Source organism: Enterococcus sp. C53 (assembly GCF_040887425.1).
GTDB lineage: Bacteria > Bacillota > Bacilli > Lactobacillales > Enterococcaceae > Enterococcus_B > Enterococcus_B hirae.
Genome location: NZ_JBFOFT010000002.1, coordinates 344,985 through 360,902, shown reverse-complemented (window position 1 = coordinate 360,902; position 15,918 = coordinate 344,985). Strand labels below are relative to the sequence as shown.

Below are 15,918 nucleotides of genomic sequence, written 5' to 3'. Positions count from 1 at the left end.
ATTCTCAAAAACACGTTTATCGATTGAATCTTTTGAGGAGGCCCTTCAAACAAAACATTTTTTTGATTTTGAAATAGTCAGTGATTAACAAAAATTAATTATTATGGAGGTATTTCATGAAACGAAATATTAGTATTATATTCCTTAGCCTAGGTACAATTTTAACCCTGGCAGCTTGCTCCACTCCTAATACAACGAAATCATCTACAACTTCTTCTGAAAAAAATGAAACGACAATTAGTAGTACTATGGACAGTATGGCTGGAATGAATCATGATGGTGTTGTTCCTGATGGTATGAAAGACGACTCTAACCCAAAGTTTCCAATAGGAAGTTCTATTATATTATTGGACGATCATATGGATGGAATGAATGGTGCTGAGGGATATGTTGTAGGAGCTTACAAAACTACAATCTATGAAGTGAGTTATGATCCTACAAATGGTGGAGAAAAAGTAAGTAATCATAAATGGGTTGTACAAGAAGAACTCAAAGACCCAAGCAATATTGCAGCAAAGGGTGATACAGTCATATTGAACGCTGAACATATGGACGGAATGATGGGTGCAACTGCGACTGTTGATGATGCTATTAACGCTACAGTATACGTAGTTGACTACACACCAACCAATGGTGATGAGATGGTAAAAAATCACATGTGGGTAACTGAAGATGAAATGAAAATTAATGAGAAAGGAGAATAAAAAATGACAAAAAAAGCGAAAATATTGTTTATTAGTATGAGCATTCTATCATTAATTGGATTATTTAGCCTATTTAATCTTGGATATTCAGCACTAGCAAATTTATCCAGTTCTAAATATGAGAACCGAACAGTTCGAAACGGTAATATGATGTCACAACTCAATTCCAATAACTATTCGGATCGTTGTAACAATAGGAATAGTTTACAGTAACCCCTTACAATGGAGTAGAATAAAACTAACTAAATGAGCTTTATTCTACTCTTTTACAATCAATAAGTTTATTAAAATGAAGCCCGTTCTAAAAAAATCAATCCTCATTACCAAACACTTTAGACTAGCATGATGATTAAAATAAAATAATGATCCTTTCAGATAAGAATTCGTCAAGAAATCTTTTTTAGTCTTTGAAAATACCTTCTTCATTTCTAATTACTAAATTAAAACAATTGGACAACTCATTTTCTTTTGATGAGCAACTAGTTTATAGGAATCTTATCAAGAATTTATTGAATCTATCTAATAAGCAATACCAATTATTTTCCAATTCTCTACTTCTTGTAAAATGATATTGTATTCAAAATTATGCATTATTTTAGATGTATTATTGAGATATTTCACTACAACTATTGTCTGAATTACATCTCCTTTTCGTTGATAGATAGGACTAACTAATTCTACAAAATTTAAGTTACTATTGATTGGTTGCATTACATCATTCTCTACATAATACTCAAGTTCTTTTGCTGACGCTGTTGGATAAATCTTGAAAAATGTCTCTAAAAACTCGGTGATTTCTTCAGTCGTTTTAGCATCAATTTCTGAATCATTTTCTACTTGTTTTATTTCATATTTCGCTTTCTCTGGTTTTCCAATCATTGTGGGCAAGCTGGACACAATATGGTTGCCTTTCTTATCTTCATATATTGTCACTCGATATGCAGATGAAACTTGCTGTACTTTTTTCCCTTCTGTAATCTTTTGATCTACTAAAAATGAAACAACAAATTCTTCCAAGTGTTTTTCCACATTAATAATTTTGACTGACTGTACCTCAGAACTAGTGGGAATATCCGCTCGAACCATATCTTGACTTAAAGTCACCCCTTCCTCAGTCAGATATTGTTCAAGATTATCCATTCTCTTTTCAATGACTTCTTTATCATTCTTCCATGAAAAATACTCTTTCGCAAAATCCATCGTGAAATTTTCAACTCCAGAAGTATTCACTATTTTTTCTTTCACAACCACTTTCTCATGAGCCGTGTGCTGATCAATCGCCGTGAAATTTTTGTATATTCCAAAAGTGAGACTGCAAAACAATAAAAACCAAAGGGCAAGCACCATTTTTCGATGCTTGCCCACTGTAATTACTCGTTCTTTCTTCTTTTTTGGAATCTTCTCCTTCTGGCTTCGTTCAATTTTTATCTTCATGTTCATTCCTCTTTTCTCTTATTTATATCGCCCTGCTCCAATAAGATGCTGCTGCCAATAGGGTTCTGTAAGATTCATCCAGCCCACTGGATCTCCCGCATGAAACATCCGATTCTCTCCTGCATAAATTCCGACATGAGTCACGTAAGTACCTGCATCATAAGTTGAGTGAAAGAAAACCAAATCACCTGGTTTGGCATCTTTTAGGTCAATATGAGTCATGGCATCATACTGATCCTGTGCCACTCGTGGAAGTTTCAGGCCAACTTTGGCGTAACACCATTGAGTCAAGCCACTACAATCAAAACCAGTTTCCGGACTCGAACCGCCAAATACATAAGCGGTTCCTTCATATTTAAAAGCTTCATCAAAGATCTTTTGTACGGTTTCGTCATCAAATTTACTAGTGGTGAGATATTGTTTTACCAACAAACAATAAAACATATTCCCATAGTTATAACGCCACCCACCATTTTCCTTAATCGCGATTGGATTGGGGTAATCAACTTTTTGACCACCTGATTTTTCTTTTGAAAAGAATTCCGCCAAAGCAAAACTATGCTTCTTTCCATTTTTTGCGACGTGATCTATATAGCCGCCACCATAATTATAGGCTTGGATAATACTATCTTGATCACAACCTAACTCTTTGGCTCGTTTAACCAAGGAAGCAAAATAGAGACACCCCTGTTTAATGGATGCCTCAGTACTTAATGAATTAGGTGGTAAGCCAGCTGATTCAGAGCTTTGCATCACATCTTTTGCTGTACCACCCGACTCCACTTGAATAATTGCCAAAAGAATCGGTACATAATCTGAAATGTCCGATTCCTTGGCATACTTTTCTACCAGTGACCGATGCTTTAAAACTTCCTCAGAGACACTACTGCCACCGGGAGAGGTACCAGAACTGTTGCTTCCTTCACTATCCTCACCAAATAATAAGCCGACACACAACAAGATGCCCATAAAAGAAATCGTCAAAATTGATAACGAGATTGTACTCAATTTTCTTATGGTCATTTAGACTCACCCGACCTTGGTTTTGGACGAGTTTTTATTCTTCTTTGTACTTTTCGATTGCCTGCTTTTGCAAGAATGGATCGCTTCTTCGCCTGTTGGATAGGAGTCACTTTTCTTACTGGTTGATTGTTTTCTTTCGTACTCAATTTTTGATTTGAGAGTCTTCGTTTGATTTCAGGATTCGAATTTACTTTTACAATTCGATTAGCCGGTGCATTCTTTGGTATCTTACTTTTCTGAGATTTGGATTCCTCTTTTATCGGAACATTGGTCCTACCTTTTCTATGACGATTTGCTAGATCTCCCAATACTTTCCGCTTTTCAGCCATTTTTTCATCTCTACGTTGTCGTTGTTTTTCTCGCAACTCCGCTCGATTCGCTTTTTCTTGGACAAGTCCACGCTTGAATTCTTCTGGTGCTTTTTTCGTCTTTTCGATTTCTTTATGCAGATTGTATTTCAAATTAGTTGGCGTATTCCGCACTTGATCCTTTGCTCGTTGTGCTTTGTCTTTTACCATTGATTGGGTATCTAGTACCTTGCCGATTTTTCTTCCGGTCAAATTCATTCGAGATTGTTTCTTATTTATTGAAATTGGATTTTCCTTATTCGGGTCAGATATTACCTCTTTATTGTTAGATAATGATGGATTCTTTCGTGGAGAAAAACCAGGAGACTTCAATCTGGATATTGATTGATCTTTTGCTAGTTTTCCGCCAACTGCTGCACCACCACCAAAAGCCAATGTTCGTCCTACATTTCGATTAAGTTGCCGTAACTTTCGATTCATTAACATTTGAGGTTTTCGCATGACGCGCCTTCCCATTGACTGGCTATCATTGCTTTGAAGGTTGAACATGCTCATAATGTCCCCTAATTTGAAATAGATTCCAGCAAAAGTCACAATTTGCAGAAAGGCCACCATAAAGAAAGGATAGGTTGCCGAAATATTGAAAAACATGGTGGAAACACTAAATGCAGTCGTAATCACCAACGTAACTCCAGCTCGCATCATAATCGTATTGAACAAACGAATGATTGCTTTCTTCCCCAAACTTTCATAAGTCGGCAACATGGACAGTAAGAAACTAATGGGCAGAAACATCGTAAAGATAATGAAGAGAATTTGCGAGAATAACATAATCCCTGTCAGTAGAAAAACAAAGAAGGAGATACCAATGTTGAACAACACCAAAAAGACCACGGTCCCTAATCGGTTCATGGTCTTGGTGATACTTAGATTCGCATTGTCGTTTTCTTCAATTTCCGCTTTGACTGCCTCTTCTCGATCCTTACCTTTCTTTTCATCTGGACTGACAGATAAAATCTTGTTGACTCGCTCCTCCCCAATTTCTTCAATATTGGAATCACCAAATTGCAACAGTAGCCATGGTTGTTGTACTTGAATGGAAAACAAGCTATCCCGGATCAAATCCACACTATCTTTTCCTTGGCTTTCCGAATTGGGGACCACAATCTCGGTTCCAAGGCTAAGAGCAGCTTCACTAACATCCGAGCTAAAGTCATTGATTTTCGTAATATAGGTAGGCGCATAAGCAATAAACGATCCTGAGAGTAGAAAGATTATCACAAAATTAATCACAGCCCGGACTGCTTTCGTAGTTTCTCGTTTTAATAATCCGGTATACGTCACATAAGCTCCTAGAACCAAAATCATCAATAATAGAAACCCAAAGTAAAATCCCGAGGTCTGGAGCCCATTTTCGTTTATGTCAGCGAGTGTTTGAATATTCTTCCCAATACTTTCCGCCGTATCTGAAATGAAATCTAACTTATAGGCTTCTTGAACCACATAACCCGTGGCATTCGACAGATACAAACTAACCGTCCAAATAAAATTGGTAATGGCATAAAGGACATACATCACGCTCTTGCCTAAGCCATCCCCCCAATTCCAAGGCAGCCAATCCCAAGAACTATCAACAAAGAAATCTAATTGGTAGTTGTTTAGAGAATATTGGGAATAAAGATTTCCGGCTTTCACTGTATCATCAACAAGTCCCGTTGCCTCCGCCACCGTCCCAACTAAGCTCAAAAGAATGATAAGAGAAATTAGACTAACCAAAACAATTCCCACACTCCGAAAAAGTTTCTTTTTCATCCCCTCACTCCATTCTCTCTTGAACCGGCGGACGGGTATCAAAGGCATGGAAGAGTTCTTCAAAGACAGGATGGACTTGAACCACACCTACTCGCCCATACAAGTCTTGCATCAAGCATTGACCGTTTTCCAAATCTCGCAGGCGTTTTTGATTGCTTTCATCTTCCTGATCCAATCCAAAAAATTCCAAGGTTTTCTTGATTTCATGAATATCGGTGCTGCGAAAAGCAAACTTCAACCCGATATTATTTTTTAAACGTTCATCCAATAAATCGTCACTATTTTGCGTGACAAAATAAACACCGGCATTCATGGCCCGACCAGCACGCACGAGTTTATTCGATAACGTCTTTCCTTGCGCTACCTGAAGAAAACTTCACGCCTCATCTAAATCTACAATTTTGAAGATTTCTCGGTTGCTATGGATAAAATCCAAGGCAAAAGTTGAAATAATAATCAGCATCGAAACACTGAGTAATTCCATGGTGGTGTATTCTTCAAAAGTGGACTCTGCATCTGGTAAAACTAAATCCGCCACTTGAATGATATTCAACTGTTTATCCAAACTAATCGATTGCGTAATCGAACCATCTGAGAAAAGCAAGTGAGCAAAATCATAATCGGTAAAAGACTCGATATGATCGGCGATATTTTCCGCGACTGGTGAGCCATCGTTTCGAAGTTCGTTAATGACTTGTAATAGTCCTCGTTGATTACTCTGTGTAACGGTTCGAATGGCCTTGCGTAAAACGGGAAACTTCTCCCCATCACGGCTAGAAATCCCTGTTAAAAAGGTTAGGATATCAATCGCTAGACTTTCCGAGTCCTTCTTTTTCTTCATAATCACATAAGGATCAAGTAAGCCTTGATTTTCTGGTTTACTAGTTAAGTTGAGGATATTGATTTCATCCGCAATTTCTGGCAACGTTTCTTTCCAGCCACCTCGTTCTCCTTTTGGATCGACAATTACAGCTTGCCCACCGAAAAGGACGGCATAATAAACTAAGAGATTGTTACTAAAGGACTTTCCACCGCCAAGAGAACCGAGGAAAGCAGCAGCCAAAGCATTGGTTACTGAACCCTTGACTCCTTGTGAAGCCAATGCCGGTTTCAGGTAAACATTACGACCTGTATCCACATTGTAGCCAAAGTAAATGCCTTCTAATTCTCCTAACATTTGGGTAGCGCCAAAACCAAGACCGGCGAGAAAATCAGAGGTAACATACTGAATATAGTCATTCATGTATCGTTTACTAGAAGGCAAAAACTCTTCATGTAAGCCCGTCATATCGCCAAAGGGCCGAACTAGTTTCACATTGGTGTCATCATAAAAATCTAATACTTCATCACAACGGCGTTTTAGTTCATCTACTGATTCCGCACTCACCCGAACCACATAGCTTAATTTGTACATGGATTCCTTGGACTGATCCAAAGTGGTTTCCAATTCATCCACTGAATCTAAAGCATCTAAGACATTGGAATTCGTCTCATTGTCGGATTGATAAGCATGGTTGTCTAAATCTTTTAATTCCTTTTTCTTATTACGAACAGTAGCGAGTGCCTTTTTGTTAGTGACAATTTCTATATTCATACTCGTATCAATGGGAAATGTGAATTGTTGTTGCTGGTAATAAAAAAGTTCCGAAGAAGGAAAATCCATCTCTCCCACAATCGTGTTGATTGTCAGGTACGCTACATACGACTCATGATTCTCATGTTCCATGCGTAAGTACCTTGGTTTTTCTTCAATCAAACAACGACTTGGACGTAATAGGTCATAACGTTTCACTAGGGTTTCTAATTTCAGCTTTTTCTTTGGTAACTGAAATTCATATTCTTCAAATGGTGTACCTTTTTCACCATAAATATGTTCAATCAAATACGTCAGATCACTCGGTGTCACCCGTCTGACTTTAAATCTCCGAGCTAATTTACTTTCCATTAGTTTTTCAAGCTTAGTATACCGACGAATTTCTTCATTGGATAAGGAAACAAAATCGCCCATCAAATGATGATTCACCCCATAGATAAATTCTTGAAACCCAGAAAAGAAAGATTTCTTGAGACTTTTTAGATTGACTTCTTCATCTGTCGCAATTAGTTTAAAGCCAATAAAAAAGCGATAATCAATCTGACTATCGCCAATCATAGATACCAATGCATCTGTCTGTAGGTCAATCCGTTGTTTCGCGACTTCTTTGAGTCTACCGGTAATTTCCTTCTTCGATCGCTCTTGTGTGGCACGAATACTACTTTCTGTAGCAATTTGTAAGGCATGGATCTTGCCTTCACGATTTTGCGCAATCAATTGGCGAAAGTTATCATGTACTTGATATTTTTGTTCCGGTGACAAAAAGGAGTAGTTATAAGGCACTAACTCATAGTAAGCAAAACACTCACCTTCTTGGTTAAACACAAGATTGTTTTCGATATACTTAATTGGGTACATAGTTCACACTCCTCACTAAAGTGACAGGCTCGACCCATCGTTTCTTCTGTTCTTTGACTTTCTTTCCTGCAAACGTAACCTTAAACCGCAAGTGATAACTGATAAAAGACCGTAAAAATCCCAATGGTTTCTTGCCATCAAAAGTCTTTTGGGACATAAACCAAGTAACCGCAACCGGAATGCCTAAGTATTTTAAAAATGCCCCCTCTATCATAGATAGCGGAGGCACATGGGCAAATACGATGACAAACAGCAAGGACAAAACAAACCAAGCCATCTGGTTAAAGGTCACAGGAAAAGGCAACTGAAAGTCATTGATTGCGTAAATGACTTTTTCAACTGCCCAAATACTGGTGTAGCTTTTTATTTTTTTCATTGACTCATCTCCAAATATATTATTATCCATGTTGAAAATTCTGTTATAATTAAAGGCAGTTAGGAGGTAGATCGGTTTGAAACAAGAAGAACTTAATCTTAAATTGTATGAGCTATTATTGAAAATCCAAAATGAAGCAGATATACTCACAAATGCTGATATCTCAGAATCAGACGCAGAGCTTTATAAGTATATTATTTCTAAAGGATTAGTTCATAATTTAAAAATCGAACATTATTACAGCGGTCCAAATATAGATGCTAGTCAGGCAATAATCACAGATAAAGGATATGCCTTTATTGAGCAAATTAGTGAATCGAATAAACCTATTAAAATGAATCGTGAGAATCGATATAAGCAACTCCAGATATTTCTCAAACGATTAGATGATCAAGACGATGATTTAAGAACTCCAAACAAACGTGTTCGAGAAATTGACTACTACGACTTAATTAAATATGCTATTGATTCAAATTTAGTTAAAGGAATTGCTATTAAATATGCTAGTAACAAACCTCATCTCTTTTTATCACAATTTGCAAGGGTTACTACAGAAGGATACGACGTATTAGATACCCCCTATCCAAAAAAAGACGCATCCGATACAAGCATTAGTAACATCTACAATATCTATGGCGGTGATCAAAAGGGTGCAAGTTTCGGTAGTAATAACACAACTAATAATACTTAACAAGAGGAGTTTAGTATGGACTATCTAACCAAAGAAAAGAAGTTAAATCAACTTTTAAAATTCGTTTATGACGGAACTACTGTTACATCAAACTTATTGGAGCTGTCCCAACAAGAATTCGCATCATTATTAGAAAGTGCAACAAATTCTGGCTATATCCGAGGTGCGTCTATAACAAAAACCAAAATGACACCCATAATTTGGACTGACAACGTCGAACTAACAGAAGCTGGAGCTGAGAAAATTCATCCTTCAGAAAAAAATAATCAGTCGATTCAGACAACAAATACCTTTAACTTTAACTCTTCCGGTGACTATAGAGGAGCAGCGTTTGGAAACAACAATACTGTCACAAACAGCTGGAATACTTCTCTTGAGGAATTAAAAGAATATATTGATGCTTTACCGCCTGAAGACCAACGAGTAGGAAAAGAACTTATCGAAATTGTTGAAACAAAAGATTTTAAGCCTAACGTTTTAGAACGATTTTCTGAGTTTCTCGAAAAACATCCAAAAGTTGTTACTTTAGCTGGTAACGCAATTGTTTGGGCACTTTCTAACACTGATAAACTCCCATTAATAAATTGAGATATACGCCATTCAAATTGAATGGCGTATATCTTTATATTGCATACTCAAAAACTCCACGACTCGTAACCAAATAGTTGCCTCCAATCTCCAAGTCTCTACCACACGCATCAAAATCAATATACGTCTTCAAATGTTCCGGTACTTCTCCAAAATCACCAGCTTCCACAATCAAGTAATACGTTACATCACTCATATCATTACAATCGGGATAACAAATAATATCATCCACATGCTCCACCATCTCCTCAAAAGAATTGAAAAAAGCGTGTTGAATCTCTAAAGCAACCTCACCAATCGGCGTTCCTTCTAATTCCTCTGCTAAACCACACAACCGATTAATTTCCTCAATTGGTGTATACTCATCAATCTCAAAAGGCAGTTCATAATCATGAATCGCATATTCTTCATATTCGTCATTTAATCCAATCCGTTCTTTTACTTCATCAAAATCGACAGGTGGGGTAAACCACGCCCCCACCAACTCCCCTTCATTGTATTTTCCAAGGTTCGCAATATATACTCGCATCTGTTCCATAGTGATTCCCCCTAAGCTCCGACAATTCGGTTAAACAAATTGAGTAAGACATCTTTCACACCAGAAGCATTAAAGACTAGACCGACCGCAATCAAGGCAATCACCAAAAAGCCAATCAATTTGGAAAACTCACGCTTAAATCCTAAAAATAAACCAATGACCACAATTGCCAGTAAGACTAACGATTGCGCGTTAGTTAAAAACCATTGATATAAATTTTGTCCGAAATTCATCTCGTCACTTTCCTTTCTTTTCCATTGCTCGGTCTGCCGCTGCACTTGCGTTCATCAAGCACATCACAGTAACACCTAGCATACTGCCACCAAATACCAATAAAATATCTTTTACAATTCCAATCAAAATTCCTCTTTTCATATAATCAAATTTTCAATTGCCATACTTTGTTGCTCCAAAATCTTTTTGTGCCGGTCTGATAAGCGGGCATTCTGTACCATATCCTGTATATAGGTTGTCTGATTCAAACGATCCAACTCCTTAGCCATTTTCCACGTAGGGGCAACTTGTCTACCTAGCCAATTCAAGGTTCGTTCAATGGTATACGGTTTCGGTTCAGAAGTTAATTGAATCTCTTTCCGATTCCGTCCAATAAAACGACCCCATTGTTCATTTAAGGGCCAATTGGTTCTCCGTTTTCCATCTACTTTATCCGCAAATCGCAAATACCGATTGATAATGGAAAATGTGGTACTTTCAATACTACGACCTTTTAACAAATCTTGAATCGCATGATAGGCTCGGTCATTTTTCAGTCGAATCTCAAAGCGATTTTTCGTTTCGGTCTTGTCTAATGGAATCCCTAACTTGATATATTGTTCATAATCTTTTTCGTACAAACAGAAATAAACCTCACTCTTGAGGCTACCGATATATAAAGTATTGCCCATGCCATCCTTTTCGTCGGCTTTCAACAGTTCCCCGGAACGGTAACTTTTAAAGGTACGAAACAAGGAGATACATTCTTCCTTCTGACATTTTTTCGTTAATTCAGGAATATCTAACAAGCCCACTCGATCATTGATTGCTAAATCCAAGCGTTTCAACACGCCACCAGCTTTTAGACAATCTTCGAAAAAGTCGTACCAGCTACGCTTTTGTGCGAGTAAAAAAGTTTCAAACTGCCGACAACCTCGCCCTTTTAATTCCAAAAGCACACCTTTATCTTCTTCATGAGACAACATCACCACAATATCGCCCATGACGTATTGTTCTTGATAGGAGTAAAAGGCGTAATCTTCATGAAGCATATACTCAAATTTCAAATGGAGAATTTCTTGAATAATTTTCCGTACATCCGTTGTGGGGAAACGAATCCTTACATAGTCAAACAGTAACGTCAAAGGCAAATCGGGATTGAAACTTTCCAGTTGGTCAAAAATTTTCTTCATGGTCTTTGCAGATGGTGTTACGCCACCGTTTTCTATCTGATTTAAATAGGGACGACTAAGCCCGCAAGCCGTAGCCAATTTATTTTGCGAAACACCATATTCGTTGCGTCGGTCTTTTAATAACCGGTAATCTAAATTCCGTTGTGCCAAGTTCTCACCTCCAAATTCAAGGTGTTAACTTTTTCAAATGAGTTAACACCTATACAAATTACTTACTATTCTTGCTACACCAGTAATTCTTAATGGTTACTTGCTTATTTTTTGTGTTTTTGTACCCCCCTGTTAGATACGGGGGGTGAGACATCATGGCCGGCTAACGCCGTCCATGAACAGGCACAGCACCACGGAGGATTTCTGCTTCGCAAATCCCCCGCGGTCAGCGCCTATCAGTGGTTTATTTGGTTGTTACTCCGCAGTAATACCCTCAATTTCTAGTTCTGCTTTTATCTCAAACAAGTATTGGCGGATATCAGGTTCTTTGGCAAGGTCCGCAATCCGTTCGAATTCACTGATAACCTGATTCAACTCAATTCGAGCATCGGTTTCCTCATCCATTACATATGAATCACCAGGGACCTTCACCCCATTTTTTCGAATATCAAAATTGAGCCGGTACAGTTCTTCTTCCAGTTCCGGATCTGACTGAATCTTGCCAATCACCCAGTAGATTTCTCCGATCAACTCATCATAAATCATCTAGTTTTACCTCCTTTAATCTTCTGGCAATATCAAAAATGACCGGAACTGTTACTGAGTTTCCGGCCTGCTTATATAACTGACTATCTGAATTGACTTGAGAAGCTCGGTCAAAAGCCCAGTCGGGAAAGCCTTGAAGTCGCCAACACTCCCTGGGCGTTAGCTTCCGAATCTGATACTGATCTGTGACGACCGCTTGTTGGTCTCCTGTTAGTAAGGTATGCACACTTTGTTTTCCCAGACGACCTCGACGACTTATGGAATTAGGAAAAGCCAAGTTCACACTGTCCCCTGGCTTCACCTCTTGATATTCTGTTTCATTTTTGCGAATCATGATTTTTGTTCCACCTTGTTTCGTTGACAAGGTGGGGGCAGTTCCAGTTACCTCATAAACACGATTGCCTTGTTCAAAATTTCCTGATAACATACCGGCTACAGAAATTCCATCCTTTACCGGCAATGCGATTTTGATTCCTTCATCACCGGTTAAGGTTGGGGCAACCCCATCTGAACCATAGACTTGGCCACCCATTCCTCGATTGGAAGGATTGATATTTAACAAGTTTCGGATGTTTTGATCAGATGTTGGAGACGATCCAATGATAGGAAATACTTGTTTGGTACGTGCGTCTCGAGAATGTCCGATAAGGAAGACCCGCTCGCGGCTTTGGGGAACGTAGGCCTTTGAGTTAAGCACCTGCCATTCCACATCATACCCCAATCCATCCAGCGTTCGGAGGATCGTCTCGAACGTAGCCCCTCCTTCGTGATTGAGCAATCCCCGGACGTTCTCAAGGAATAGAAACTTAGGTTGGAGAAGAGTGGCGAACCGAGCGATTTCAAAGAATAAAGTACCTCGAGTATCGGAAAATCCTTGCCGCTTTCCCGCAATTGAAAAAGCTTGGCACGGAAATCCGCCGCAAAGGATGTCCACTGGTCCGAGGGATTGAACAAACTCGTCTGATACACTTGTGATGTCATGCATTTCCACCTCCTTCCTTGTATCATGGATTGCTTTATAACTCCGCCGAGCAAATTCATCAATTTCACAAAAACCGATACACTGGTGACCCGCTTGTTCCATGCCTAAGCGAAAGCCACCAATCCCAGCGAATAAATCTAAAAATGTCATAAATCACCTCATTCATCGCAAAGAAAAAAGCCAAGAACATTTTTGCTCTTGGCTCTTAAAAATATTTCAAATTCAAATTTATTATTCTTTATCCAAACCAATCAATTCTCGTTGTTTTCGATTGGATTCATCTGCTACAAATTTAAAGACTGTCTTCAGCTCTTTCGCAGAGGCATTCTTTTGTAGTGTAGAAAAGTTACGGTTATACTTCTCCATAATTTCTTCAACTTTTTCTTTCTCAGTCATGTAGTTCTTCCTCCAATCTTTCTTTCGTATAACTGATTGGTAATGCTAGTCCAACATTATCAATGTCCATTAGAAAATCAGAAATCGTATTTTGAAAGTCCTTCACTAAGATATTGATGGTTACTTTCTCTTGAAATTGCTTTTTCACCTGCATCAAATTTTTTCTCGATTGAAAAAAAGCATTGATAAAACGTTCTTTAGGAACAAAACGGCCTTAAACTTCTTCTCGTTTTTTAGTAAAGTCCCAAGCAATAAATGGATCTTGATATACATAATAAACAAGCACATTATAATTCTTTTTGAGTGCCCGTTCAATATTTTGATTTACATTAGAAGTCGCAAACGTGCCATCAAGAATAAAACTATAACCCTTTTTAAGAACTAAATCGAGAGCAGCATCTACCAAAATTGCTGATCCTCGTTGAAATTCATCTGAATTATTCCCAACATAGCCTGGGAATAATTCACGAAATTTATCAGCATCGATTACACAAAGATTACTATTCAATGCCGTCAAAGTTTGTGCAGCCTCAGTCTTTCCAGCCCCAGGACTTCCAGCCATAAAAATGGCAGTCTTTTCTTCCTCTTTTTCTTTCCCATCAGTAATAGAAGAAATTAATACTTTTTTGTTCTCTTTAGCATACTGTAAAGAATAATCCTCTGTCATTTTTATTGCACCTCCTGACGCTTTCATCATTAGTTTATCATACTTTTAGTCCGATACCCTAGAAGACTAAATCTCTCTGTAGCTGTCATTTTTCTTTTGATTGCGCTACTTGTTTGATGGATTCCAAGAAATCATACCCTTTTGGTACAAGTGGCGTATAAAACTCACTAATCACACTGCCCCCTGTATCTACATAACCTCGACCTTTAATTCGTTTCATGAAAAAATTTTTATCAACCTCCCCAAACATCATGGAATATCCGAGCTCACTCATGCGACCCAAAGCCACGCGAAAGTTGAATTGATCGCGAATTCCGTCTCCTAAATATTTCGCATCTGGTCTTTGACAAGCCAGAATCAGAAAGAAGCCAGATTGACGGCCTAACATCACGATTTGTTTGAGCTTATTCAAAATTACCGCACTCTCCTTAGTCGTTAACATTTCCATATAAGCCACGTATTCATCAAAGATTAAAAAGTTTGGCGGAAGTCCGAGATACGCATAATTCTCTCCTGTTTTGTAGTTAGTCATTTCTTTCATTGCCTTGCTACGAGCCATCATGCGCTCATAAAAATCTTCCACACAAACAGAAATTTCTTCCTTTTGAGAATAAACATGGGGCATTACCGTACCTAAATCGGCCAGATCTGCATTTTTGGGATCGAGGATAAACAATTCGGCATCTGACTTCAATAGCGCTTGAATAATAGTGAGTAAAAAATAGGTCTTCCCTCCTCCGGTTCCGCCAGCAATTAACATATGAGGTAAGGAATCATACGCCCATACTTGATTTTTCATCAATCGCAACGCCCCATTTTCTGCCACTACTTCTTCAATTCCAATTCGATTGACAATCATATCGTATAACAAGGTGTATTCCACATAAGAGTCTTTGAGTTCTTTTTCTACTAACTCACAATACACCCCACTTTCTAACTTCTTTTCCAATTTCAAGAGTTGATCTTGATATTTTCCCAGTGAAATTTGAACGCGAATAGACAGTAAGCCATCCTTCATTCGATAATAAATTTTGGGGAAGTAACTGATATTCTCTTTGGTCCGACTACTACTCAAATCTTTGAAAAAACCTTCACTTTGAGTTTGTTTCACTTCATACCAATGGTTTTCTAGAATCATCCGGGCTAGCTTTTGTCGATGCCACAAACTTCGCCAATGGTTCTGAAAAAAATACATATAAAGCAACAGCATACTTCCTGACAAAACGAGACTTCCAAGCAGACATACTAAATCTTTCATGGACCAAACGATTTCAATAGTGGAAAGTGATAGCTTAGAAGTCTCAAGTTGTCTAAGCTCTTGAAAATAAAAGACGCCCATCCAACCGATGAATAAAGTGATTAGCCACCCAAGAACAAAGTGATAAACCAAGTGCTGATCTCCTGCACGTATGCGATGCCCTTTATACATTTTGATGGTTTCCACCTCCAATCAAAAAAGCCCAATAGGATTTCATTGGGCAATTTCAAACCGTTATACTAGTCATTTAATGCTATAGGAAGTTGCTTTGTTTCAACTAATTGTTTTAAAAAGCTTTCAATGGCATCAAGCATCTCCACACCGATTTCTTCTAAGACAGATTCTGCTTCTCGACATAAGTTTTCTTTTGCTTCCACAACCATAAAGAAGGACTCTTCCTCCCCTAACCAATTCAGTACATCAAAGTCTTCTTCGGCATCATTACCTACTTCCAGTAATCCTTGATGCTTAATCAGAAACATTTTTTCATCATAGGTTAATGCTTTAGTGAGTTGTTCCTCGGTCAGCTCGCCTTTGCCATATTGATCGAGACAATCTAAAATATGTTCCACATTAATTTCCATATT

The 15,918-nt window shown here is 38.2% G+C and carries 16 protein-coding genes and 2 pseudogenes; 3 read left to right on the top strand and 15 right to left on the bottom strand.

All coding sequences use genetic code 11. The features are described from left to right. Window positions 1–116 precede the first annotated feature (116 nt). Window positions 117–704 (top strand): YdhK family protein, encoded by a 588-nt coding sequence (locus AB3I42_RS04535; protein WP_368022322.1) that lies wholly within the window; start codon window positions 117–119, stop codon window positions 702–704. 519 nt (window positions 705–1,223) lie between these two features. Here the strand turns inward: AB3I42_RS04535 and AB3I42_RS04530 are convergent. The 5 genes and pseudogenes from AB3I42_RS04530 to AB3I42_RS04510 form a co-directional block, all read right to left on the bottom strand. After that, window positions 1,224–2,138, bottom strand: a complete 915-nt coding sequence (locus AB3I42_RS04530; protein WP_075492190.1) for a conjugal transfer protein — start codon at window positions 2,136–2,138, stop codon at window positions 1,224–1,226. An 18-nt stretch (window positions 2,139–2,156) separates the two neighbouring features. Continuing rightward, window positions 2,157–3,161 (bottom strand): lysozyme family protein, encoded by a 1,005-nt coding sequence (locus AB3I42_RS04525; protein ID WP_010776405.1) that lies wholly within the window; start codon window positions 3,159–3,161, stop codon window positions 2,157–2,159. Further along, window positions 3,158–5,281, bottom strand: coding sequence for a CD3337/EF1877 family mobilome membrane protein (locus tag AB3I42_RS04520; protein ID WP_368022321.1), 2,124 nt, complete (start codon window positions 5,279–5,281; stop codon window positions 3,158–3,160). The genes AB3I42_RS04525 and AB3I42_RS04520 overlap by 4 nt, the downstream gene beginning before the upstream one ends. Window positions 5,282–5,285: 4 nt before the next feature. After that, a pseudogene (locus tag AB3I42_RS04515) lies at window positions 5,286–7,733 on the bottom strand (ATP-binding protein). Further along, window positions 7,720–8,109 (bottom strand): conjugal transfer protein, encoded by a 390-nt coding sequence (locus tag AB3I42_RS04510; protein WP_010776408.1) that lies wholly within the window; start codon window positions 8,107–8,109, stop codon window positions 7,720–7,722. Before AB3I42_RS04510 ends, AB3I42_RS04515 begins: the two are co-directional and overlap by 14 nt. A gap of 76 nt (window positions 8,110–8,185) precedes the next feature. On the opposite strand from AB3I42_RS04510, the gene AB3I42_RS04505 reads away from it, so the two are divergent. Then, entirely contained in the window at window positions 8,186–8,800 is a 615-nt protein-coding gene (locus AB3I42_RS04505; RefSeq protein WP_010776409.1) for a hypothetical protein, read from the top strand. Between the two features lie 15 nt (window positions 8,801–8,815). Next, the gene (locus AB3I42_RS04500) at window positions 8,816–9,388 is read left to right on the top strand and encodes a hypothetical protein (protein WP_016171813.1); all 573 of its coding nucleotides are present in this window, start codon (window positions 8,816–8,818) and stop codon (window positions 9,386–9,388) included. 34 nt (window positions 9,389–9,422) lie between these two features. Here the strand turns inward: AB3I42_RS04500 and AB3I42_RS04495 are convergent, their stop codons facing one another. The 10 genes and pseudogenes from AB3I42_RS04495 to AB3I42_RS04450 all read right to left on the bottom strand — a co-directional run bounded on the left by AB3I42_RS04495 (window position 9,423) and on the right by AB3I42_RS04450 (window position 15,915). After that, window positions 9,423–9,926, bottom strand: a complete 504-nt coding sequence (locus tag AB3I42_RS04495) for an antirestriction protein ArdA (protein ID WP_368022320.1) — start codon at window positions 9,924–9,926, stop codon at window positions 9,423–9,425. Between the two features lie 11 nt (window positions 9,927–9,937). Beyond that, window positions 9,938–10,159 (bottom strand): hypothetical protein, encoded by a 222-nt coding sequence (locus AB3I42_RS04490; protein WP_002298822.1) that lies wholly within the window; start codon window positions 10,157–10,159, stop codon window positions 9,938–9,940. 4 nt (window positions 10,160–10,163) lie between these two features. Then, complete coding sequence (locus tag AB3I42_RS04485) at window positions 10,164–10,301, bottom strand: DUF3789 domain-containing protein (protein ID WP_368022319.1); 138 nt, start codon at window positions 10,299–10,301, stop codon at window positions 10,164–10,166. Continuing rightward, entirely contained in the window at window positions 10,298–11,482 is a 1,185-nt protein-coding gene (mobT, locus tag AB3I42_RS04480; RefSeq protein ID WP_016171811.1) for a MobT family relaxase, read from the bottom strand. Before mobT ends, AB3I42_RS04485 begins: the two co-directional genes overlap by 4 nt. 255 nt (window positions 11,483–11,737) lie before the next feature. Next, window positions 11,738–12,028, bottom strand: coding sequence for a hypothetical protein (locus tag AB3I42_RS04475; protein WP_002390861.1), 291 nt, complete (start codon window positions 12,026–12,028; stop codon window positions 11,738–11,740). Further along, window positions 12,018–13,160, bottom strand: a complete 1,143-nt coding sequence (dcm, locus tag AB3I42_RS04470) for a DNA (cytosine-5-)-methyltransferase (protein WP_231452879.1) — start codon at window positions 13,158–13,160, stop codon at window positions 12,018–12,020. The genes AB3I42_RS04475 and dcm overlap by 11 nt, the downstream gene beginning before the upstream one ends. Before the next feature lie 81 nt (window positions 13,161–13,241). Further along, a complete protein-coding gene (locus AB3I42_RS04465; protein WP_368022318.1) occupies window positions 13,242–13,406 on the bottom strand; it encodes a hypothetical protein in 165 nt (54 codons plus the stop codon). Next, window positions 13,399–14,073, bottom strand: a pseudogene (locus tag AB3I42_RS04460) (zeta toxin family protein). Before AB3I42_RS04460 ends, AB3I42_RS04465 begins: the two are co-directional and overlap by 8 nt. 85 nt (window positions 14,074–14,158) lie before the next feature. Beyond that, on the bottom strand, window positions 14,159–15,502 hold the full coding sequence (locus AB3I42_RS04455) for an FtsK/SpoIIIE domain-containing protein (RefSeq protein ID WP_368022317.1): 1,344 nt from the start codon (window positions 15,500–15,502) through the stop codon (window positions 14,159–14,161). A gap of 68 nt (window positions 15,503–15,570) precedes the next feature. Beyond that, window positions 15,571–15,915, bottom strand: coding sequence for a damage-inducible protein J (locus AB3I42_RS04450; RefSeq protein ID WP_368022316.1), 345 nt, complete (start codon window positions 15,913–15,915; stop codon window positions 15,571–15,573). Between the last annotated feature and the right edge of the window lie 3 nt (window positions 15,916–15,918).